The 20,676-nt window shown below is 64.3% G+C and carries 14 protein-coding genes and 2 pseudogenes; 3 read left to right on the forward strand and 13 right to left on the reverse strand.

The genetic code is table 11. The features are described from left to right. Positions 1 to 17 precede the first annotated feature (17 nt). On the reverse strand, positions 18 to 359 hold the full coding sequence (locus A2G06_11540) for a pilus assembly protein PilZ (protein ID ANA40804.1): 342 nt from the start codon (positions 357 to 359) through the stop codon (positions 18 to 20). Positions 360 to 523: 164 nt separating this feature from the next. After that, positions 524 to 1,882, reverse strand: coding sequence for a histidine kinase (locus tag A2G06_11545; protein ANA41669.1), 1,359 nt, complete (start codon positions 1,880 to 1,882; stop codon positions 524 to 526). A gap of 172 nt (positions 1,883 to 2,054) precedes the next feature. On the opposite strand from A2G06_11545, the gene A2G06_11550 reads away from it, so the two are divergent. Further along, positions 2,055 to 3,062 carry a ribonuclease Z gene (locus tag A2G06_11550; GenBank protein ID ANA41670.1) on the forward strand — a complete coding sequence of 336 codons (1,008 nt, stop codon included), beginning with the start codon at positions 2,055 to 2,057 and terminating at the stop codon, positions 3,060 to 3,062. 64 nt (positions 3,063 to 3,126) lie between these two features. Here A2G06_11550 and A2G06_11555 read toward each other — a convergent pair whose 3' ends face one another. From A2G06_11555 to A2G06_11575, 5 genes and pseudogenes are all read right to left on the reverse strand, one after another. Then, complete coding sequence (locus A2G06_11555) at positions 3,127 to 3,612, reverse strand: hypothetical protein (protein ID ANA40805.1); 486 nt, start codon at positions 3,610 to 3,612, stop codon at positions 3,127 to 3,129. A 110-nt stretch (positions 3,613 to 3,722) separates the two neighbouring features. Continuing rightward, positions 3,723 to 4,805, reverse strand: coding sequence for an SAM-dependent methyltransferase (locus A2G06_11560; protein ID ANA40806.1), 1,083 nt, complete (start codon positions 4,803 to 4,805; stop codon positions 3,723 to 3,725). Further along, positions 4,802 to 5,686 carry a hypothetical protein gene (locus A2G06_11565; protein ANA40807.1) on the reverse strand — a complete coding sequence of 295 codons (885 nt, stop codon included), beginning with the start codon at positions 5,684 to 5,686 and terminating at the stop codon, positions 4,802 to 4,804. Before A2G06_11565 ends, A2G06_11560 begins: the two co-directional genes overlap by 4 nt. Positions 5,687 to 5,699: 13 nt before the next feature. Then, positions 5,700 to 6,139, reverse strand: a pseudogene (locus A2G06_11570) (hypothetical protein). A 62-nt stretch (positions 6,140 to 6,201) separates the two neighbouring features. Further along, positions 6,202 to 7,077, reverse strand: coding sequence for an NADH pyrophosphatase (locus A2G06_11575; GenBank protein ANA40808.1), 876 nt, complete (start codon positions 7,075 to 7,077; stop codon positions 6,202 to 6,204). Positions 7,078 to 7,356: 279 nt separating this feature from the next. On the opposite strand from A2G06_11575, the gene A2G06_11580 reads away from it, so the two are divergent. Continuing rightward, complete coding sequence (locus tag A2G06_11580; protein ANA40809.1) at positions 7,357 to 9,660, forward strand: PAS domain-containing sensor histidine kinase; 2,304 nt, start codon at positions 7,357 to 7,359, stop codon at positions 9,658 to 9,660. Here A2G06_11580 and A2G06_11585 read toward each other — a convergent pair. The 5 genes from A2G06_11585 to A2G06_11605 all read right to left on the reverse strand — a co-directional run bounded on the left by A2G06_11585 (position 9,642) and on the right by A2G06_11605 (position 16,103). Continuing rightward, a complete protein-coding gene (locus A2G06_11585; GenBank protein ANA40810.1) occupies positions 9,642 to 10,046 on the reverse strand; it encodes a hemerythrin family protein in 405 nt (134 codons plus the stop codon). The two genes, A2G06_11580 and A2G06_11585, sit on opposite strands and share 19 nt — an antisense overlap. Positions 10,047 to 10,061: 15 nt before the next feature. After that, positions 10,062 to 10,295, reverse strand: coding sequence for a hypothetical protein (locus A2G06_11590; GenBank protein ID ANA40811.1), 234 nt, complete (start codon positions 10,293 to 10,295; stop codon positions 10,062 to 10,064). Between the two features lie 4 nt (positions 10,296 to 10,299). Next, positions 10,300 to 11,988 (reverse strand): sigma-54-dependent Fis family transcriptional regulator, encoded by a 1,689-nt coding sequence (locus A2G06_11595; GenBank protein ANA40812.1) that lies wholly within the window; start codon positions 11,986 to 11,988, stop codon positions 10,300 to 10,302. Then, positions 11,985 to 13,526, reverse strand: coding sequence for a histidine kinase (locus A2G06_11600; GenBank protein ANA40813.1), 1,542 nt, complete (start codon positions 13,524 to 13,526; stop codon positions 11,985 to 11,987). The genes A2G06_11595 and A2G06_11600 overlap by 4 nt, the downstream gene beginning before the upstream one ends. A gap of 177 nt (positions 13,527 to 13,703) precedes the next feature. Then, entirely contained in the window at positions 13,704 to 16,103 is a 2,400-nt protein-coding gene (locus tag A2G06_11605) for a diguanylate phosphodiesterase (protein ANA40814.1), read from the reverse strand. Between the two features lie 424 nt (positions 16,104 to 16,527). On the opposite strand from A2G06_11605, the pseudogene A2G06_11610 reads away from it, so the two are divergent. Next, a pseudogene (locus A2G06_11610) lies at positions 16,528 to 18,266 on the forward strand (histidine kinase). A gap of 208 nt (positions 18,267 to 18,474) precedes the next feature. Here A2G06_11610 and A2G06_11615 read toward each other — a convergent pair. Further along, on the reverse strand, positions 18,475 to 20,463 hold the full coding sequence (locus A2G06_11615; GenBank protein ANA40815.1) for a chemotaxis protein: 1,989 nt from the start codon (positions 20,461 to 20,463) through the stop codon (positions 18,475 to 18,477). Positions 20,464 to 20,676 lie beyond the last annotated feature (213 nt).

Raw genomic sequence — 20,676 nt, forward strand, 5'->3', positions numbered from 1 at the left:
GCATCAGATGAGTATGGCTAAGGGGTGCGGCGGAGTCCGTCGACAAAGCGCCGGTAGCGCTCCTCGCCGGCTATGAACCGGATGATCCTGACTCCCATGCCGCTCTTCCTGACGAGATGAATGACCTGGGGAGGAACCTTTTTGGACCACCTGACCATCCCTTCCAGGAAGACCGGATCGCCATCGGGCAATTCCAGTTCGATCTGAATGAGGGTACCCGGCGGGCAGAGGTTGGTGGTCTTGACGAAAAGGCCGCGGGCCGAGACATCTTCGGTAAAAGCGAGCCGGCTGGGGGTATCGGTTCCGAACCTGAGCGACAGGCGCCTTTTGACTCTTCCCGCCTTCCGTTTCTCGGCCATGACCGCATCCTTTCCGTTTCAACCCTGATCTGGGGTTCTGGTGAGAGTTACGGGCAGCGACTGACCAAACGAGACACTGCCACGACCGCCCGATTCGCACACATAAAATGTATGCGGTCATGGGGACCGGCGGGCGGTGTCTCCCGTGGACGCGGAACCGCCGGTTACGGCAGGGTGAAGGTGAAGGTGGCCCCGTGGCCCTGCACGCCATGGGCGGTTACGGTGCCGCCGTGCCGCTCGATGACCCGCTGTACGGTGGCGAGCCCCACGCCGGTGCCCGGGAACAGTCCCTCGTCGTGGAGCCGCTGGAACACCTCGAAGATCCGTCCCACCGCTCCCATGTCAAAACCGGCGCCGTTGTCGCGGAGATAAAAGACGCGTTCGCCGTTGCGGTCGATGGAGCCGAATTCGATCCGTCCGCCATCCACGTTACGGGTGAATTTCCAGGCATTGGACAGCAGATTCTGCAAGGCCACGCGGAGCAGGGAGGGATCTCCCTCGGCCGTCAGCTCGGGGGAAATGACGAAATCGACCCGGCGGGCCGGGTCTGACCGGCGCAGGTCCAGGGCGAGCTGGCTGACCATGGCGCCCATGTCCACCGTCTCGCGACGGAGCTCCTTGCGCGAAACCCGGCTCAGAACCAGCAGGGCATCCATGAGGTCCTCCATCTGGACCCCTCCCTCGCTGATGCATGACAACAGAAACCGCCCCTCGTCGCCCATCCGCTCACCGTATAATTCCCGAAGCGCCTCCACGGCACAGGATATCTTGGTGAGCGGAGCGCTCAGGTCGTGGGAGAGGGAATGGCTGAACGCCTCCAGCTCCCGGTTGTTGGCCGCCAGGTCCCTGGCGCGGCGCTCCAGGGTGGCATTGAGGGACCTGATTTCCTCCTCGTTGTGCCTGCGTTCGGTCACGTCGCGCACCACTTCGACGCCGGCGACAATTTCGCCGGAGGCATTGCGCACGGGAGAGAAGGTGATCTCCAGGAAACGTGTCTCCCCCCTGCTGGTGAGCCGGCGGGTCCCCGCACGCACTTCGCCCGTCTCCATGGTGCGGGCCATGGGGCAGTCGCCGCAGGTGTCCGGGTCTTCGCCGTATGCCTCGGAGCAGAGCTCCCCCCCATGCTCGCCGATGAGGCGCTCATGGGCCCGGTTCTGGTAGACGATGCGGAAATCCCGGTCAAGCATGCAGACCCCGTCGCCCACCGCGGCAATGACGGCATCGGTCCTGGCCTTTTCGTCCAGGGCAGCGGCTGCCGCCGCTTCCAGCTCCCGGACCAGCAGCCGGCGCTCCCTGAACAGCCTGCGGACGAAGATAATGAGCAGCAGTTGGGCAATGAGGGGGATCAGGTGGAACAGGGAGGCAAGCAAGGCCGGCACGTGAAGGTGGCCACACTCGCATTCCACCTGGGGGATGACGGCATCGATCACCGCATCGACGAACCAGAAGGCCGTAAGCGCCATCAGGGCCGTGACAATGATCGATTCGGTACCGTTTTTCAGCGGGACATTCATTGTTTTCACGGACAAGACCTCGCGTCCCTGCGGGGAGTCATCTCTCAAACAGCATCGACATTCCACCAGTTGCGCCACTGTACAACCAAAGATCACAATACGTTGATTTTTTGATGCAAGGACAATACCCATAACGCGAGGCGTGATACACTTCCCTGTAGAAGGCCATGGGAGACCTATGATGCCACCACTCTTCCACCCCCATCTCGTGAATTGCCCGTTCGAGGACCCGGGCCTCTACGTCGATTTCCTGTTCGAGCGGCGGGCGGTCCTGTTCGACCTGGGCGACACGGCTCCGCTGCCACCCCGAAAGGTGCTCCGCCTCTCCCACATCTTCGTCTCCCACACCCATGTGGACCACTTCATAGGCTTCGACCGGGTGGTGAGGCTCTGCCTCGGCCGGGAGAAACGGCTTCACCTGGTTGGACCGCCGGGATTCGTCGACCGGGTGACAGCGCGACTGGGGGGATACACCTGGAACCTGGTGGGGACCTTCCCCACCGACTTCACCGTTGCTGCAGCCGAACTCCATCCGGACGGAAGCATCCACAGTGCGGAGTTTCATTGCCGTGCGGCGTTCTCGCGGGAGAACGAGCAGCGGGATCACGTCCACGGCGGAGTGCTTCTGGATGAAGAGGCGTTCCGGGTCAGGAGCGTCTTCCTCGACCATGGCATCCCCTGTCTCGCCTTTGCCCTGGAAGAGAAAAACCACGTGCACATCCTCAAGAACCGCCTGCGGGAGGCGGGACTGCCGACGGGACCGTGGCTGGCGGAACTCAAACGGGCGATCCTGGGCGGCAGGGACGACGGGGAACCCTTCACGGTCTGGTGGCGGGAAGAGGGACAAGAACGCGGGACGCGGTTTTCTCTCGGCGAACTGCGGGAGCGCTTCACCAAAACCGTGGCCGGGCAGAAGATCGTCTACGTCACGGACGCAGCACCGACCCCCGAAAACCGGCGGCGCATCGTGGAGCTGGCGGCCGGCGCCGATTACCTCTTCATAGAGGCCCCCTTCCTGGATGAGGAGCGGGAGCGCGCCGGCGACCGGTGCCACCTGACCGCCCGCGTTGCAGGCGAACTGGGCAGGGATGCGGGCGTTGCGCGGGTGGTTCCGTTCCACTTTTCACCCCGTTACACGGGGAGGGAGTCGCTGCTGCGGGAGGAGGTGGAGCGGGCCTTCAGGGGGTGATGTCGAAGCAAAAAAACCGCGGCGCCGAAAGAGCGCCGCGGTCACGGTCAGACGGCTGACAAGATCAGACGCCGCAGCACTTTTTATACTTCTTGCCGCTGCCGCAGGTGCACGGGTCATTGCGCCCCACCTTGGCGCTCACGGCGGGCTGGGGCTTGATCCCATAGCCGTCGGTAAAATACCAGGCATCATCGACTTTGCGGAACTCGGCCAGTTCGTGGTGGGTGCGGCGTCCTCCGGCGTCGCGGTAACGGGCGATGAACTCCACCCGGCCCTCGGCGTCGGCGGGGCCTCCGCCCGCGGTGGCAACGATTTCGAGCCCCTCCCATCGGGATGATTCGGCCCACTCGCGGGTTCCCTTCTCGTCGAAATCGGCCCGGTGGTCCGGATGCGTCGTGTCGTGGATATAGCCTATCTCCGCACGGGTATAAGCGGTGTAGCGCGAACGCATCAGCTCTTCGGCGGTAAGGGCGGCGCGCGCCCCCGTGACGAGGGGCTCACAGCACTCGCCAAAGCTTTTGCCGCTACCGCAGGGACAGAGGTTGGTCATGGGTGGCTCCTTGTGGCGTGTAAATCGGCCCCGCTGCCATGGGTTCGGGGGGCCTCCTGAAAGCCATTACATACCTGCCCGCGCTGTCCGTGTCAACTGTTAAGGAGCCGCTACCGGAACGGGATGACGAACAGCGCATCAAGGAAGGCACCAACACGCTCCCGGTCTGCCGGAGTCAACGCGCTCACCGGTACCGGTGTGCGGAAGCGCCTCAAAAACCGCCGGTCGGCAAAGCCGAGCACGGGATTCTCGATGCCGAGACGGGGAGGTACGGCCAGCGGCGCGAGACGGAGAGCGCCCACATCGTGCCGGAGGGCAGGATTGAGCATCAGGAGCGCGTCCGGGGCGAGGCCGCAGCCGCCCCGGGGGTCGCGCCCCAGGTAGAGGACGAAGTTGGGCACCGGTCCGCCGGCCTGCTCCAGCCCGCGCAGGCGCGCCACCTCGGCCGCCGGCTCGGCAAGGGCGCGGGAGTGGGCGAAACGGAGCGGCACCAGGCCGGTCTCCCCCACCATGGCCATGAGCCCGTCGATGCCATAGGCACAAGCCCGGGGATGAAGCAGGGCGTCGGCAAGCCCCGCGTCCCCTCCCCCTTCGCCCGAGGCCTCCACGGCATGGCCGAGTCTCGACCCGGGCGGGGAACGGCGCAGGAGAGCCTTGAGCCGCGCCATGTCCCGTACGCCGGCGAGGCGCAGGGCCCGGCGGGCCGATTCCACCACCCGCCGGGCGCCCCGGCTGTACACCATGAGCCGGAGGATCCCTCCCGGCGCCAGCCGCCGCTCCAGGGCCCGCAGTCCCTCCAGGGGGTCTGCCAGGTGGTGGATAACGCCGAAGGAATCGATGAAGCCGTACCCCCCCTGGGCCGCGGCCGGGTCCATCAGGTCTCCCTGTTCGAAGGAAATGCCGAACCTGCCGTGCATCCAGGCGTGGAGCCGGGCCCGCCTGAGATTCGCGGCGGAGAGGTCCAGGGCGGTGACCGGCACGCCGGGGTTTGCCACTGCCGTGGGGTACGGGGAAAAGCTGCCGCAGCCGGCAAGGAGGATGCGGCGGGCCGCAGCCGGCGGCAGCGTGCCGTTGAAGCGGGCGTAGAGGGCGTCGAGGTTCAGGGCATAGGTGTCGCTCCGTCGCACCGACGCAGCGAGCGGATAGCGGGGGTAGACCCAGGTCTCGTAGTGAAGGCGGACCTGATCGTTCATGGCGCCGGGGTTTTCCGCAACCGGAATTTGCGCACCAGTTCCACCGGGTGGTAGGAGAGCTTGGCGGTGCGCAGGCCCGGCTCGCCCAGGTCCTGCTCGCGGTTCACGAAGGTGCAGTCGGTGAAGAGGCGACAGAACTCCCGGTTCACCAGTTGGGAAATCCCTTCCATGAAAGGGTCGGACTTTTCGAAGTGACAGACGGCCGTCTCGCGGTTGAGCCGTTCTCCCAGGGCAAAGGCCCCCACCCTCTCCGCCACGGCAATCACCACCCCTTCGAGCCCCAACTCGGCGGACAGAGTCACCGCTTCGGCGGCAGCGGCCGTTTCCGGGTCCAGCGACATGCTGCCGGCGACATCGCGCACCCGGCGCCACTCGTCGAGCAGCGCCAGGCATCCCTGGCGGTGGTCCGGCCCGAACACCCGCACCTCGAAGGGGTGACGCGCGGCAAAGTAGTTGATCCGGTTCTTCTTCTTGTGGAAGCGGTTGCCGGGAAGATCGGCCAGGTCCGACCGGAGATAGAGGTAGTCGAAGCCATCTCGGTCTTCTTCGGCCTGGATGTCCGCATCCGCCCCATGGCGCTCCAGAAAGGCGTCATCGGCCCCATAGATGGTGAGGCCGCCGGCCAGAAGCGCGCGGAGCGCCCCCTTCACGTCGCCGGAGAGGGGCGGCAGGGCGTACGCCTCGCCGCCGTAGCCCCGGCCGAGCACCACCAGCGCGTCACCCAGCCGGGTGAGGCGATAGTCGTGGACCCCGCGGAACAGGTAGAGATTGGCGAAGGTCAGTTCGGACACGCGGGGCTGAAGCTCGGCGAACAGGGCGTCCAGCAGCGGCTTGTCCGCCAGGGCAAGGGGGCGGGAGTCGGGGTGGCGGGGAATCTCCATGGCGTTCTCCACCCTAGAGCAGGATCACCAGCACCACCCCGCCGGCAATCACCGACAGGTTGCACGCCGCTGAAATCCCGTGAAGCTTCGAAAACTCGCGCCTGAGAGGATGATCCTTGGTGGTGGTTTCGAAGGAGGGGATCTGACGCTTGAGCTCCGCGGCCTTCGGCTCGACATGGAATGCCTGGAATGCCGTGACGGCAAGCATCACCACCATCAGGCCGCGGCCGGAATCCAGCTCTTTCCCCTGACGACCAGGAGCGCCACCAGGGCCACGGCGCCGCAGGCGAGCCCCCAGCGAAAGTAGCCCGGGAAGAGATAGCCAACGATGCGCCCGGCCGCGTCGCGGCTCTCGGAACGGAAGATGATCGGGGTCAGGATAAAGGTGAACAGGGCGGCGCCGCCGACCCACAGGGCGACGGCCAGGCGGCAGAGCGCGGAAACAAATGACACGGTAAACCTCCCTTACGGTGCTGGTATGCTTTTTCGGATCCCGAATCCCGAGTCCCTGCCTTTCACGGCGTTTCCCGGTCCCCGAGGGCGAAGCGCTCGATGATCCACCGGGCAATGCTGCGGTGCTGTGGGAGCGAACCGGGCATCCGGTCCACGCTGAACCACCTGGCATCCTCGATTTCATCGGGATCGACCCGGATCTCGCCGCCTGCGTATTCGGCCACGAACCCGGCCATGAGCTGGCTCGGGAACGGCCAGCACTGGCTCCCCACGTAGCGGATGCCGGCAATCTCAACCCCGGCCTCTTCCCGCACTTCGCGGCGGGCACACTCCTCCAGGGATTCGCCGAAATCGAGAAAGCCGGCCACGAGGCTGTAGCGCCCGGGCGTCCACTCGGGCTTGCGGACCAGGAGGAACTCGTCTCCCCGCCTGACAAGGATGATGGCGCAGGGATGGATGTGGGGAAAGTGCTCGGTCCGGCACGAGGGACAGTGCTTGCCCCATCCGCCGGCAAGGCGTTCCGTGGCACCGCCGCACCGCGGGCAACGGGTGCTGGAGCGCTCCCAGTGCAGAACCTGCTGGGCAATGCCACCCAGGGTCAGGGTCACGTCATCCAGACACTCCCCGCCTGCGTTGAATGGTTCAGCAGCCAGATGCGGCGGCAGCTCCGTCCGGGCGCCGACGCGGACGGCCCTGACCGGCATCCCCTGCCAGCGGCCCATGAGAACAGGCTCGGACTCGACAAAAAGCCCCTCCGGCAACGTCCCGCAGGGAAGCGCCAACCGGCCGCCCTGAGCGGCAACGACCAGCGAACCTCCGCGCAAAATGGCCCAGATGCCCGGTGAGCCGTCATCGGGGATGCCGGGATGGAGCATGTCGAAGCTGTCGCCGAGGACCGCCGCGTTGAAGGGGAAATTGACCGTATCGGGATAGCGCATGGGGCCTCCGGAGGCTGTAGAAGGGGGCGTCTCCGCAACCGGCGCCGTGACGCGGGGACTGGTGGCGCGCCGTCTGCGCCCCCGCAGACCGTTGCCTGCGAACAAGCTCTAATGATACCTGCCCCGCCGCGCCCGCGCAACCGTGAACTGTGCGGGTTGTTTCGCCTCCTCAGGGATTTCCTGGCTTGCGCGGCACGACATGGAGCCGGTATACTTCCCCTACGCCACCCACTAAACACTTTGGCAACAAAAAAGCATCAAGCAACTATGGAAATCTCCATGACCGAAAACAGGAACACGTCCGAAACCTTGCCGTTGCTGGTCATAGGGACGGGAATCCTTGCCGGGCTCTACCTGACGAGCTTTTACAGCTTCATTCTGTTCCATGTGCTGGTTGAGCTCTTCTCCGTGGTCATTTCGGGCGGGATATTCGTCATTGCCTGGAACTCGCGCCGCTTTGCAGCCAACGGGTATCTGCTGGCCATCGGCATCGCCCACCTCTGCGTCGGCGGCATCGACCTGCTGCACACCCTCGCCTACAAGGGCATGGGGCTCTTCCCCGGCTTCGACGCCAATCTCCCCACCCAACTCTGGATAGCAGGACGCTACCTGCAGAGCGCCTCGTTCCTGCTGGCCCCCTTTTTCATCGGCCGCCGGCTTCTGCCGCACACCCTGCTGGCCGCATACCTGGCCGTCACCTCGCTGACGCTCGCCGCCATCTTCGCCTGGCAGGCCTTTCCCGTCTGCTTTGTGGAGGGGGTCGGCCTCACCCCATTCAAAAAAGTCAGCGAATACATCATTTCCGCAACCTTCGTGGCAGCCCTGGCCCTGTTGAGGCTCAAGCGCAGGGCTTTCGACCGCCGGGTCGCCAATTATCTGTCAGGGGCCCTCGCCCTCATGGTGGGAGCCGAACTGGCCTTCACCTTCTACATCGACGTCTTCGGCCTGAGCAACCTGGTCGGCCACCTGTTCAAGGCAGCGGCCGTGCTGCTCATCTACCGGGGACTGGTCGAAACGGCCCTGACCCGCCCCTACGACATCCTGTTCCGGGAACTGGCGGAACGGGAAGAGGCCGTGCGGGAGTCCCACCAGCGCATCTCCGCCATCCTCGAAAGCATTACCGATGCATTCTTTTCACTGGATCACTCATGGTGCTTCACCTACCTGAACGGGGAGGCGGAACGGCTGCTCGGGCGCACCAGGGGAGACCTGCTGGGGAAGAGTATCTGGGAGGAATTCGCAGATGCCTCGGGCACCAGGTTTGACGTGGAGTACCGCCGCGCCGTGGCGAGCGGAGCGACCGCCACGTTCGAGGAGTACTACTCTCCCCTCGCCCGCTGGTTCGAAGTTCACGCCTACCCCTCGCGGGACGGGCTCTCGGTCTTTTTCCAGGACATCACCACCCGCAAGCGGGCCGAAGCCGAACTCCGCGCTTCGGAGGAACGCTTTGCCAAGGCCTTCAACACCGCGCCCACCATCATGATCATCGCATCCCTTGCCGACGGACGGTATCTGGAGGTGAACGGGGCGTTCGAAAAGGCCCTTGGCTGGCGGAAGGAAGAGGTGCTCGGCCGCACATCGTACGATCTCGGCATCTGGATTGACAAAGCCGAGCGCGAAGATGTGCTGCGCGAGGTTACCGGGCAGGGCTCGGTCCACGACCGGGAAATCGTGTTCCGCAACAGGAACGGTGAAACGATCATCGGACTCTACTCGGGCGTCATTATCGAACTGAACGGCGAGCAGTGCCTGCTGAGCCTTGTCCGGAACATTACCGCCCGCAAGCGGGCCGAGCAGCAGGTCGTCATCCTCAACAAGGAATTGGAGGCCCGGGCGGAGGTGCTGGAGGAAACCAACTGCGAACTGGAGGCGAGCGTCGAGCAACTGGAAGCGGTAAACCGCGAACTGGAGGCCGCCAACGAGGAACTGGAGGCGTTCAACTACTCGGTATCCCACGACCTGCGCCGCCCCCTCACCAACATCAACGGGTTCTCCCAGCTCATTCTGGAGTTGTACGGCGGTCAACTGGAAGATCAATGCCGCGATTTCGTCCGCAGCATTTACGACGAAACGCGCAACATGGACCATCTCATCGGAACCCTGCTCAACTTCTCCCGGATCACGCGCTGTGCCATGAAGCCCGAAACGGTAAACCTGAGCACCATGGCCCGTCAGATAGCCGAAACCCTGAGGATGGGCGAGCCGGAGCGCAGGGTCAGCTTCCATCTGACCGAAGGGGTGACGGCCCGGGGGGACGCGGGGCTACTCCATGTCGTACTGGACAACCTGGTGGGAAATGCATGGAAATACAGCAGCAAGCGCGCTGATGCCCGCATCGAGTTCGGCGTGACCGGCAGAAGCGGCGCCGCAACCTACTTTGTTCGCGACAACGGGGCCGGCTTTGACATGGAACTGGCGGAACGGCTCTTCGCGCCGTTCCAGAGGCTCCATCACACCGACGATTTCGAAGGGCACGGCATCGGCCTCGCCACGGTGGCGCGGATCGTCCAGCGCCACGGCGGGAAGGTCTGGGCGGAAGGAGAGGTGGGACAGGGGGCCACCTTTTACTTCACCCTCTGCTGAAGATAGGACACGAACGCCCTGTCCATGCCGCAGACATGGTCCACGAGCCACTGGAACAGGGCCCGGACGGTTTCGATCACCAGCAGGTTGGTTGCCCCCTGCTCAGCGAGCGATTCCCTGAAGCCGCAGAGCTGTTGCCGGAACGTCTCGTGGGCCGTGCGATGGGAATCGGCGTCGGGATAGTGGCATTCCCGCAGCAAGGTTTCTTCCTCGCAAAAATGCTCCTCGGCGTATGATTCGAGGAATACTATTGTTTCCTGCAACTCGTGCCTTGCGGTCCCTCCCGTGAGGGCATCCATGAGCCGATGGAACCGGTCGAAGAGCTCGCGGTGCTGCCGGTCCACTTGCTCGACCCCGATCAGGTACTCATCCTTCCATACAACCATCAAATTCTCCCTTCTCTATTTGTACTGCAAAGGTCGGCGCCTTTCGCCGGCCCTCCGCCATGCCGCGCGGAACCGGCCCGCGATGTCCCGGAGATTTTCGGAGAACGCCGAGAGGGGGTGGGCCGCAGTGGCGGCCTCCTCCGAACCGCGGGAGGACGCGTCGATCGCGTCCGAGACCTGCTGGAGGTTCATGGTGATCTGGTCGGTGGTGGCGTTCTGCTGCCCGGAGCCGCCGGCGATCCGGCTCACCAGCTCATTTGATTGCGTGCTCATCCAGCTTGCGGTAAATGGTCCGGCGGCTCATGCCGAGGAGCTTCGCGGCCTTGGTCTTGTTGCCGCCTGCCCGGACGAGGGCATCGCGGATCAGGGCTGCTTCGTCCGTTACCCTGGCCGCCCGGGGTGCCGGAAGACGCGGGGCGGCCGGAGCCAGGTCGGCGGGCAGGTGATCGGGCAGGATGACGTGCCCTTGGCACAGGATCGCCGCATGCTCCAGAACGTGTTCGAGTTCGCGCACGTTGCCGGGCCAAGGATGGGACATCAGCGTGTCCAGCGCCTCCTGGGAGATGGTGAGGGGGTTCCTCTCGAAGCGGGCGGTCAGGCGCCCGAGAAAGTGCTCCACCAGCGGGGAGATATCCTCTTTGCGCTCCCGGAGGGGGGGGAGTTCCAGGTGCACGACCTTGAGCCGGTAATAGAGGTCCTCCCGGAACCGCCCTTCGCGCACCAATTGCGCCAGGTCGCGGTTGGTGGCCGCCACGATCCGCACGTCGACCCGTATCGGTGTCGCATCGCCGACCCGTTCGAACACCTTCTCCTGAAGCACCCGCAGCAGCCTCAACTGCATGGCGGGCGATACGTCCCCTATCTCGTCCAGGAAAATCGTTCCGCCATCGGCCTTCTGGAAGCGCCCGTCCTTGTCCCTGAGCGCGCCGGTGAACGCCCCCTTCACATGGCCGAACAGCTCGCTCTCCAAAAGAGTTTCGGGAAGTGCGGCGCAGTTGACCGCCACAAAGGGCTTGTCTGCACGGCGCCCACCCCGGTGGAGGGCATCCGCGGCCAGTTCCTTGCCGGTTCCGCTCTCACCGGTGATGAGGACGGTGGTATCCACGTCCGACAGGGCCTCCAGCAGCGCATAGAGCCGCTGCATCGACGCGCTGCCGCCGACCAGCGACAGGTGCGAACGGCGCCCCGAGGCCCGGCGCTCCAGGTGGTCGAGACGGGTTTCGTCCCGGGCCACGAGGACCGCTCCGTCGAAACCTTCCAGTTGATCCAGCAGGGGCGACGTGGCGGCGGCGATCACACGATCGGGCTGCCCCTGCCTGCGGCAGACGAATCGCTGCCCTTCGATGGGCCGGCGTTTGACGAGGGTCTCTTCCAGAAGTTTCAGGCACTGGTGCTGGCAATCTTCGGGGCAGAAGAGCTCTTGAGCCTCGACCTTGCCCTTCGTGATACCGCAGAGGGTGGCGGCGGCAGTGTTACAGGCGATGAGCCGCATTCCCCGGTCAACGGTGACGATGGCATCCTTGACGCTGCGGAAGATCGCCTCCAGGTTGGAGCGGTACTGGTCCTTCTCCCTGGAGACCAGGTGGTGGCGGATCGCCATGCGGGCGACCCGGACAACGGTCTCCTGCTTCACCGGCTTGGGAATGTAGTCGTAGGCGCCGAGCCTGAGCGCTTCAGAGGCGGTATCGATGTGGGGATAGCCGGTCACCATGACGAAGGGGACGTCGAACCCGCGCAACCGTGCCTCGCGCAGCAGATCGACGCCGGTCCAGCCGTCGAGGACGATATCGGCAAAGACGAGATCGAACCCTGCGGGCAGGGCCGCCAGGGCTTCTTCGTAGTTCGATGCCACCGCCACCTCGTAGCCCTGGTGCTCCAGGAAGCAGCGGAAAGTATAGCGGAGGCTCTCCTCGTCGTCTACCACGAGAATGCTGTATGTCATAGCACCTCCTCGGAGGGAAGGTCAATGCTCACCAGGGTGAATTCCCCTTCGCGGCTCTCGATGGAGAGCCTGCCCTCGTGGTCGCGGACGATGTTCTGGCTGATGCTGAGCCCCAGGCCCGTCCCCTTGCAGGTGGGCTTGGTGGAAAAGAACGGCGTCATCACCTTGTCCTTGATGGCGTCCGGGATGCCGGTGCCGGTGTCTTTGAAGCCGATCCGGATGTACGGGCGGTCGTCGATGAGCACGCGTTCGCCCCGAATTTCCAGGATCTTGGCGGAATGGAAGCCGCGGAACTTCTCGTTGAGGGCATAGCGGGCGTTGCTGATGATGTTGAGGAAGACCTGCTGGAGCTGCTGATGGCTGGCCCTCACGCGGCCCAGGTCCGCCGGCACCCCGACCTTGAGGGTGATGCCGTCCTTGCGGATCTGGGCCTCGGTGAGGGTGAGCGTATCGGTCAGCACCTCGGCGACGTTGCAGGGCAGACGAGCGCCCATGCCCTCCCGGGCAAAGAAGAGAAGCCCCCGGACGATTCCCGCCACCCGATCCCCCTCCCGGATGATCCGCTCGGCGATATCGCGCTCCTTGCAGGCGGACGGCAGCCAGTTCACCAGCAGTTGCGCATAGTTGATGATTCCGTTGATGGGGTTGTTGATCTCGTGGGCCACGCCGGCCGCCAGTTCGCCCAAGGCGGCCAGTTGCCCCGACCGGAGGGCCTCTGCCTGGAGGGAGACCATCTCCGTCATGTCCGAGGCCAGTTCGATGATGCCGCGCACGGTGCCGTCTTCGCCGCGCACGGGAAAGTATCTCATGTCCCATATCTTGCCGCCGGCGGATGATACGCGCTCGTAGAAGGGCTCGCCCGAGCCGAGCGACGTGCGCACGGCAAAGGCGTCCGACGGTATGCCCCGCGCCCCCTTGAGGGAGACGAACTCCTGACCCGTGAGCCGCTCGACGTAATCCCCGTAGAGGTGCTCCGCGCTCCGGTTGGCCCAGAGCAGTTTCAGGTCGGTGGAAAAGAGGACAAGGCTGTCGTTGATGGAGTTCAGGAGCGCCATCAGCTCGCCCGAAAGCAGACGGCTGGTGGCCTCGCTGCGCTGGAGGGAGACAAAGGCGTCCCGTGCCCGCAGCAGGTAGGGGAGGCGGTGGTTGAGGAGCATCCAGTTCACGGGCTTTTCGATGAAATCGGTGGCCCCGGCGTCAAAGGCGCGGCCGATGGAACTCACGTCGTCCAGGGCGGTCATGATGATGATCGGGACATGCTCGCCGCCCGGCAGGCCGCGGATCGCCGCACAGGCACCATACCCATCCATGACCGGCATCATGATGTCGAGGAGGACCAGATCCGGCGAGTGCTCGCGATACATCTCGACCGCCCGGGCACCGTCCTCCGCATCGGCCACGCGGTAGCCCGAAAGCGTGAAGAGATTGCGCAACATCTTGCGGGTCACCGCATCATCGTCCACCACGAGGATCAGAGGAGGCGCATTTTCCAGGGGACATTCATCCATAACATGTTTCATCCGCAATTGAGTGATCATACTATACCGTATCGGTCATAAGTATCGGTGAATTTAGATTTTTTTCAACCTCTCTCCGGACCGGAAACATTTTTTTGTCATGGTTGGCTGTTTGACAGAAAAAAAGGCTGCGTCTGCCGCAGCCCCATCGTTCCCCTTCCTTTCATAATGTTCAGCAGTTCAGCCGGCGTGCCGGCATCATCGCCCCCGCGCCATGGCACGCGCGGGCGCGTCGCGCCATCTACCGGCCCGGAGCATCAGGCTCGCCTCATCGGGGGCCACCGGCTTGCCGAAGAGGAACCCCTGGGCCTCGTTGCAGCCATGGGCCAGGAGGAATTCAGTCTGGCTATGGCTTTCGACCCCCTCGGCCACCACCTGGAGATTCAGGTTGCGCGCCACGGCAATGATGGCCTTGATGATCGCCGCGTCCTCGTGGGGCGAATCGATTTCCCGCACGAACGAGCGGTCGATCTTGACCGTGTTCACGGGAAAGCGCTTGAGATAGCCCAGCGAGGAGTAACCGGTGCCGAAATCGTCGATGGAGATCCTGACCCCCATGTCCCGCAGCTCGGAGAGGGTCCGCATGGTTTTGTCGGTCCGTTCCATGAGGATGCCCTCGGTAATCTCGAATTCGAGACAGGAGGGGGGCAGTTCCGTCTCGTCAAGGACCTCTTTGACCAGAGAGGTGAGGCTGCCGCTGGTGAACTGGTGGCTTGAGAGGTTGATGGCCATGCACAGATCGGAAAAGCCCTCGTCGATCCACACCCTGGCCTGGGTACAGGCGGTTCTCAGCACCCACTCGCCGATCCGGACAATCAGACCGTTCTTTTCCGCCAGGGGGATGAAGGTCTCGGGGGGAATCAGCCCCAGCTCCGGGTGGCGCCAGCGGGCCAGGGCCTCGAAACCGGTAATCTCACCACAGGACAGGTCCACCTTGGGCTGGTAGTGGACGAAGATCTCACCCCGCTCCAGGGCCTTGCGCAGGCTGAGTTCAATGGCGAGACGCTGCTGGGCGGCTTCGTTCATGCCCCGGGTGAAGAAGCGGAACGACGGCCCCCCTTCTTCCTTTGCGGCAAACATGGCCATGTCGGCGTTCCTGACCAGAGAGCCGGTATCTTCGGCGTCGTCGGGATACATGGAGATGCCGATGCTCACCGAGACGAAGATCTCATGGCCGTCGATCCGGAACTCCCGGGAAAACTCGTTGGTAATCCGCTGCGTCACCGCAACCACATCGTCGACGGAGTCCAGGTTCCCCAGCGACAGGATGAACTCGTCGCCGCCGAAGCGGGCGATAGTGCCGCACAGGTCGCTCCCTGCCCCGCTGGCCACGCAGTCGCTGTCCCGGACACACCCCTTGAGGCGCTGGGCCGCTTCCCGCAGCAGGTGGTCGCCGGCGGCGTGGCCGAGGGTGTCGTTGATGAGCTTGAAGTCGTCAAGATCCACGAAGAGAATGGCAACCTGCTTGCCGTCGCGCCGGGCGCGGGACAGGACGAGCTCCAGCATCTCGCCGAAGAATATCCGGTTGGGCAGTCCCGTGAGGCTGTCATGATGGGCCAGGTAGCGGATCATTTCCTCCGACTGACGCCGCTCCGTCACGTCGCGCACGATGGCGAGCACCGTGCCGGTGCCGTTGGCGACGATCCTGGCCTCGTGGGTATTGAGGCCGCCGGGGCCCTCCAGCTCATACTCACAGACCATCATGGTTCCCGTGGCAAGGGTGTGCCCGATCTGGGCCATGAACTGGGCTGCCGCACCCGGGGGGAGGAGATCCGCGATGGTCCTGCCGCGGAGATTTCCCCCGAACGCCGCATAGGCGCACCCATTGCCGGCGCGGAAATCGAGGATGGTCCCCTCGCGGCAGACATGGAGCATCATGTCCGGAATTGCGTTCAGCAGTGCCCGGTTTTGCGCTTCGCTTTCATGGAGTTCCTGAAGGACACGGCTTGATCTGACGAGGTAGGTGAGGTGTTCGGGGAGGGTTGAGACGTTGATCGGCTTCTGGACGAAAAAGGTGGCTCCCGCATCGAACGCCTCCCGGACCGCATCCGAATCGCCCAGGGCCGTCATCATCACGACGGGGACCCGCTCGCCCCCGGGCATCTCCCGCAGGACCCTGCACACGGTCATGCCATTCATGTAGGGAAGGATCACGTCGAGCAGCACCACATCGGGCCTGACCCTGCCGAACTGGACCACGCCTTCCCGGCCGTCACACGCCTCCACCACCACGAATCCGGCCTCCTTCAGCACCTCCCCGGCAAGGCGGCGCACCTGCCGGTCGTCTTCGATGATCAGAACGACCGTCGGCCGTTCCGGCACCCCGTCCTTCATGCCGCACACGGCATCAAACCCGGAAAAGCAGCGCTGTTGCCCGCCGGTGGAGGGAAAACGCTGTTCTTTCTTCTTGCGTATGTAGTGGCGCACGGTCCATTCGGCCGGCGGACCGGGCACTGGCCGGGCATCGTCGTCCGCGGCGGGAGGAGCCGGGCGGCCGCCAGGGACGAACGAGGCGAACGGCGCCGTTGCATCCGGGTCCGGTTGGCTCACCAACCGCATCACATTCCGCTGCCGCGTACCTTTGCTCTCCCTGCCCATTGGACACCCTCCCCGATATCATGACGTCATGCAGTGCGAGCTCCTGCCAATCAGATTACAAGTGTCGTGCCGCCGTGAGCGTAATAACCGTATCGGAATAAAAAGCTGACACCTCCTTGAAAACATCAATGATTCACTATTGATACATGTCCGTTACCCGACCGATGGGCAACCGGCAACGTCATGACCTGCCGTATCTACACACTGTCAAGTGTGCCGTGGCACGATAGTGTGACATACAGGTCTGTACCACGACACACTCGTGAGGAGGTCCATCGGAAAACCTGGCCGGCGGACAACAACTCAGCGTCGAATAAAGTTATTTTTTAGGTTATACTCAATGAGTGCCATCTTACCCGTACCTACGGGGTCACAGACAGGATTCATTTCAGCGTCAAACTGCGCAGAATCGATGGGGCCTTACATGATTCAGGGCGATCACGCCAAAGACGGCACGGCATCTGCAAGACAGGGGGACCCCCTCGTGCGGGCCCTGGTGGTTGCGGTGCTGGTCTTTGCCGTGAGCGCGACGATCGTTACCCTGATGGAGCAGCGCTATCACCAGGAACAGCGGCACATCGTGGCCGAAGTGGCCGCCGGGGCGGCCCATTCCCTGGACCGGCAGCTCTCCCGCTCCCTTTCCCCCACCTACGTCCTGGCCTCCATTCTCCGGGCCTACGGTTCCATCAAGGATTTCGACAGCCTGGCAGCCGACATGATAACGCAGTACGGGGGCATCAGCGCGCTGGACCTGGCCCCCCACGGCAAGGTTTCGGCCGTCTATCCCCGGGCGGGCAATGAAAAGGCCGTCGGCTTCAACCTGCTGGACGACCCGACACAACGGGCCGAGGCCCTGCACGCCATCAACAGCCGCTCACTCACCCTGGCGGGTCCCCTGGAGCTCAGGCAAGGGGGAACGGCCCTGGTGGGCCGGTTGCCGGTTTTTCTGGAAACGGAAGCGGGACCGGAGCGCTTCTGGGGATTTGTCATCGCGGTCCTGCGCCTCCAGGATTTTCTCCCGGCAACCAACCTGGGCAGCCTGGCCCAGAGTGGTTACGATTACGAACTATACCGCTCCCACTCTGAAACGGGAAAGCGTCAGAGCATTGCCCGCTCCACCGACTCCCCCCTCCCGGCCCCCGTCACCCACGTGATAGAGGTGCCCAACGGCCAATGGGTCCTGGCGGTGGCGCCCCGGGGGGGCTGGCCGTGCTCTCCCCTCTATGTTCCCGGCTACGGGCTGGCTGTGACGGTTTCGCTGCTGGTGGGGGCCTTGTTCTTTTCCACCCAGCGCCAGCCGGCGCTGTTGCGTCGCCTGGTGGCGGAAAGGACGAAGGAGCTGGAGCGCACCAACCGGGAGCTCACCACGAAAGTTACCGAGGTGGAGCAGGCGCGCGCGGAAATCCGCACCCTGAACGACCAACTGGAATTGCGGGTTGCCGAGCGGACGGCCCAACTGGAGAACGCCAACCGGGAGCTGAGTTCCTTCAGCTACTCGGTCTCCCACGACCTGCGGGCTCCCCTGCGCCACATCGCCTCCTACGCCCAGGTCCTGCTCCATGAACAGGGCGACAAGCTCGATGGGGAGGGAGTGGAGATCCTGGGCCGGATCCATGCGGCGGGAGCCGGATGGGGGAATTGATCGACGCGCTGCTCAATCTCTCCCGGATGTCCCGGGACGCCCTGCGCTGCAGACCGGTCGATCTGGCGGCACTGGCCCGTGAGATCCTTGACGAACTGAACACGGCGGAGCCGGAGCGCCGCGTGTCGGTCACCCTCCCCGACCGGCTGGAGTGCTGCGCCGACCCGGACCTCATCAGGTCGGCGCTACGGAACCTGCTGGAAAATGCCTGGAAGTACACGGCCAGGAACCCGGATGCAGCCATCGAGTTCGGCGTGACCCAGGATGCGGGCACCCCGGTCTATTACGTGAAGGATAATGGAGCGGGCTTCGACATGAGGTACGCGGGCAAGCTGTTCGAGCCCTTCCAGAGGCTCCACGGCGAAGGGTGGTTCGGCGGAACCGGCGTGGGCCTTGCCACGGTGGACCGGATCATCCGCCGCCACGGGGGCAGAATCTGGGCAGAGGCGGAGTTGGAAAAGGGGGCTATCTTCTACTTCACGCTGAGCGGAGATGAGGACAACCTTGCGGAGGAGAAGTGACAATGCCGGGAACTCCCGGCATTGTCGGCAACATCTGGCGGACAACCACTACCCGGCGGCCCTGAACCGCCCCGCTGCGGCATGCTGCTCTTCGGCAAGGCCGGCAGGTCCAGCGGGATCAGTTTGAGGGACAACGTCAGTGCTGCCGGCCGTGCAGGCATTCTCATCCCTATCCTCCCGAGCACTCATCCCGACAGTCCACGCCGCCCTATGCCGCCAGCCGAAACTGCCCCACCAGCCGCTGCAACTCCTCGGCCTGGCGTTTGAGCCGCTCCGCAGCCAGGGCCGACTCCTGGGCGCCATGTGCCGTCTGCTGGACGACATCCGTAATCTCCTGCATGTTGCGGCTGATCTCATTCGTGGTCGCGGTCTGCTGTTCGGCGGCGGTTGCGATCTGGTGCACCTCGTGGACCACGTCGTTGATCCGCGAAAGGATGTCCTCCAGCGCCTCACCCGACCTGGCGGCCTCGCCGGTGCCGCTTTCCACGTCCCGCACGCCTTCTTCCATGGAGCTTACCGCATCATGGGTTTCCGACTGGATCGCCTTGATCATGCCGGCAATCTCGCGGGTCGCCCGGGTGGTGCGCTCCGCCAGGGCACGCACCTCATCGGCCACGACCGCGAAGCCCCGGCCGGCTTCCCCCGCACGGGCCGCCTCGATGGCGGCATTCAGCGCCAGCAGGTTCGTCTGGTCGGCAATGTCTTCGATCGTCTCGATGATCTCCCCGATCTGCTCCCCCCGCGCCCCGAGCTTTTCCACGGTACGGGCCGCCGCGTTCACCCGCTCGGCAATGCGCCCCATGACCCGCACGGTGGACTCCACCACGCCGGCCCCGTCATCGGCCGACAGGGAGGCACGGTTCGCCCCCTCCGACGCCAGGGAGCAGTTCTGGGCAATCTCAGCGGATGTGGCGGCCATCTCTTCGCTGGCCGTGGCCACGGTGCCGGATTGGGCCGCCACCTCCTCGGCGCCGGTGGCCATCTGCTCGGCCGTATCGTAGACATGGGCCGCCGCCGACGCCACCTCGGCGGTGGTCAGGGCGACCCGGGAAATGATGCCGTGGAGCTTGTCGGTGAAGGTGTTGAACCAGGCGCTGATCTCGCCCAGCTCGTCGGTCCTGTCCGCATTGAGGCGCTTGGTGAGATCGCCCTCCCCTTCGGCCATGTCCTTCAGCATGGCAAGCATGGTCCGCAAAGGGGCCGTGATGCTGCCGACGAGAAGGAGCCCCCCGGCGAGTGCCAGGACAAGAAGCACCAGGGTGATGACTCCGTCGCGGACAATGGCCGTTGAAGCGGCAGTGGCGAGCCGGTCAGCCGTTGCCATGACCCCGGTCGAGAGGTGGTCCTCCACCTGCTTCATGGCATTGATCTTCTCGGTAATGGTCGTGAACCAGACCCGGGGGTCCACGCCGAACGCTCCCTCCCGGTGCCGCTCAAGTGCCCTGCTGCGCATTTCATCTACCGTGGCGGCGGCGGGGCTGGCCATCTTATCCTTGAGCAGAGCCACGGCCCCGTCGCTCGCATAGGCGGCGAAAAGGCGGAGGTAGGCGTCCTGAGCCGCCAGGATCGAAACGAAGCGGCGATAGGTCTCGTCATCGAAGGAACCGGCCGTGAATACGGCATTGAGGGTTGCCCGCTCGCGCCCCGCCTGCTCCTTGGCATTGATGAACGCGGCATAGGCACTGATCTCACGGGAAAGATCGTGGTGGGAACTGGTGCGGGCGATCCGCGTAACGAGATCGGTAAAGGAGCCGATGAGCCCCGAATAGAAGGCGAACGAGTCCTTGCCCGCCAGGTGGAGCGACGTGGCCGATCCGCGGATGTCGCCAAGCCGGCCCAGATCGGCCATGGCCGTGTCCAGTGCCGCGCGCACCGGTGCAAGCCCTTCGCCGTTGGCCGCGACAAACGTCTTGAGATCGTTGATCCGGCTGTCGGTTTCGTTGCGCTGGCGGTTCAGCTCATCGCCGAAACGGGCCCCTCCGGACGCCAGGAACCCGGCGGTCATGCCCCGCTCCTTCTGCGCCTCGTGAATCATGGCGCTCGCCTTGACCGCCAGTTGCGTCAGGGTCCTCACGCTTCGTGCGCTTGCCATGGCGCGGTAGTTGCCCGCCATTTCCATGGCGGCAAAGTAGACAAGGCCGAGCAGGGGAAAGAGAAGGATACAGAGCATCTTTGATCTGATCTTCATGGTGACCATCCGCGTTAACTCCTTCGCATCGAGGGATGACAGCAACCGGCTACTCCGGCGGATCGCACCATATCCCACCCACCAGGGTGTCACGATTCGTTGCAGGCATTACACTACTCCATATCGGGATTTTCCCGATTGACTTTAGGTAAAATACAATTTGTTACAAAAAAGCCGGCAACAGGCGCGGGCTCTTACAAAGCCAGGATCGGCAGCACAGCA

Origin of the sequence: Geobacter anodireducens (genome assembly GCA_001628815.1) — a bacterium.
Taxonomy (GTDB): domain Bacteria; phylum Desulfobacterota; class Desulfuromonadia; order Geobacterales; family Geobacteraceae; genus Geobacter; species Geobacter anodireducens.

Coding starts and splice junctions, on each gene's coding strand:
- A2G06_11565 (ANA40807.1), bottom strand. CDS start 5,686: ATGGAGATTCCCCGCCACCCCGACTCCCGCCCCCTTGCCCTGGCGGAC.
- A2G06_11540 (ANA40804.1), bottom strand. CDS start 359: ATGGCCGAGAAACGGAAGGCGGGAAGAGTCAAAAGGCGCCTGTCGCTC.
- A2G06_11560 (ANA40806.1), bottom strand. CDS start 4,805: ATGAACGATCAGGTCCGCCTTCACTACGAGACCTGGGTCTACCCCCGC.
- A2G06_11575 (ANA40808.1), bottom strand. CDS start 7,077: ATGCGCTATCCCGATACGGTCAATTTCCCCTTCAACGCGGCGGTCCTC.
- A2G06_11580 (ANA40809.1), top strand. CDS start 7,357: ATGACCGAAAACAGGAACACGTCCGAAACCTTGCCGTTGCTGGTCATA.
- A2G06_11605 (ANA40814.1), bottom strand. CDS start 16,103: ATGGGCAGGGAGAGCAAAGGTACGCGGCAGCGGAATGTGATGCGGTTG.
- A2G06_11585 (ANA40810.1), bottom strand. CDS start 10,046: ATGGTTGTATGGAAGGATGAGTACCTGATCGGGGTCGAGCAAGTGGAC.
- A2G06_11600 (ANA40813.1), bottom strand. CDS start 13,526: ATGATCACTCAATTGCGGATGAAACATGTTATGGATGAATGTCCCCTG.
- A2G06_11555 (ANA40805.1), bottom strand. CDS start 3,612: ATGACCAACCTCTGTCCCTGCGGTAGCGGCAAAAGCTTTGGCGAGTGC.
- A2G06_11595 (ANA40812.1), bottom strand. CDS start 11,988: ATGACATACAGCATTCTCGTGGTAGACGACGAGGAGAGCCTCCGCTAT.
- A2G06_11615 (ANA40815.1), bottom strand. CDS start 20,463: ATGGTCACCATGAAGATCAGATCAAAGATGCTCTGTATCCTTCTCTTT.
- A2G06_11550 (ANA41670.1), top strand. CDS start 2,055: ATGCCACCACTCTTCCACCCCCATCTCGTGAATTGCCCGTTCGAGGAC.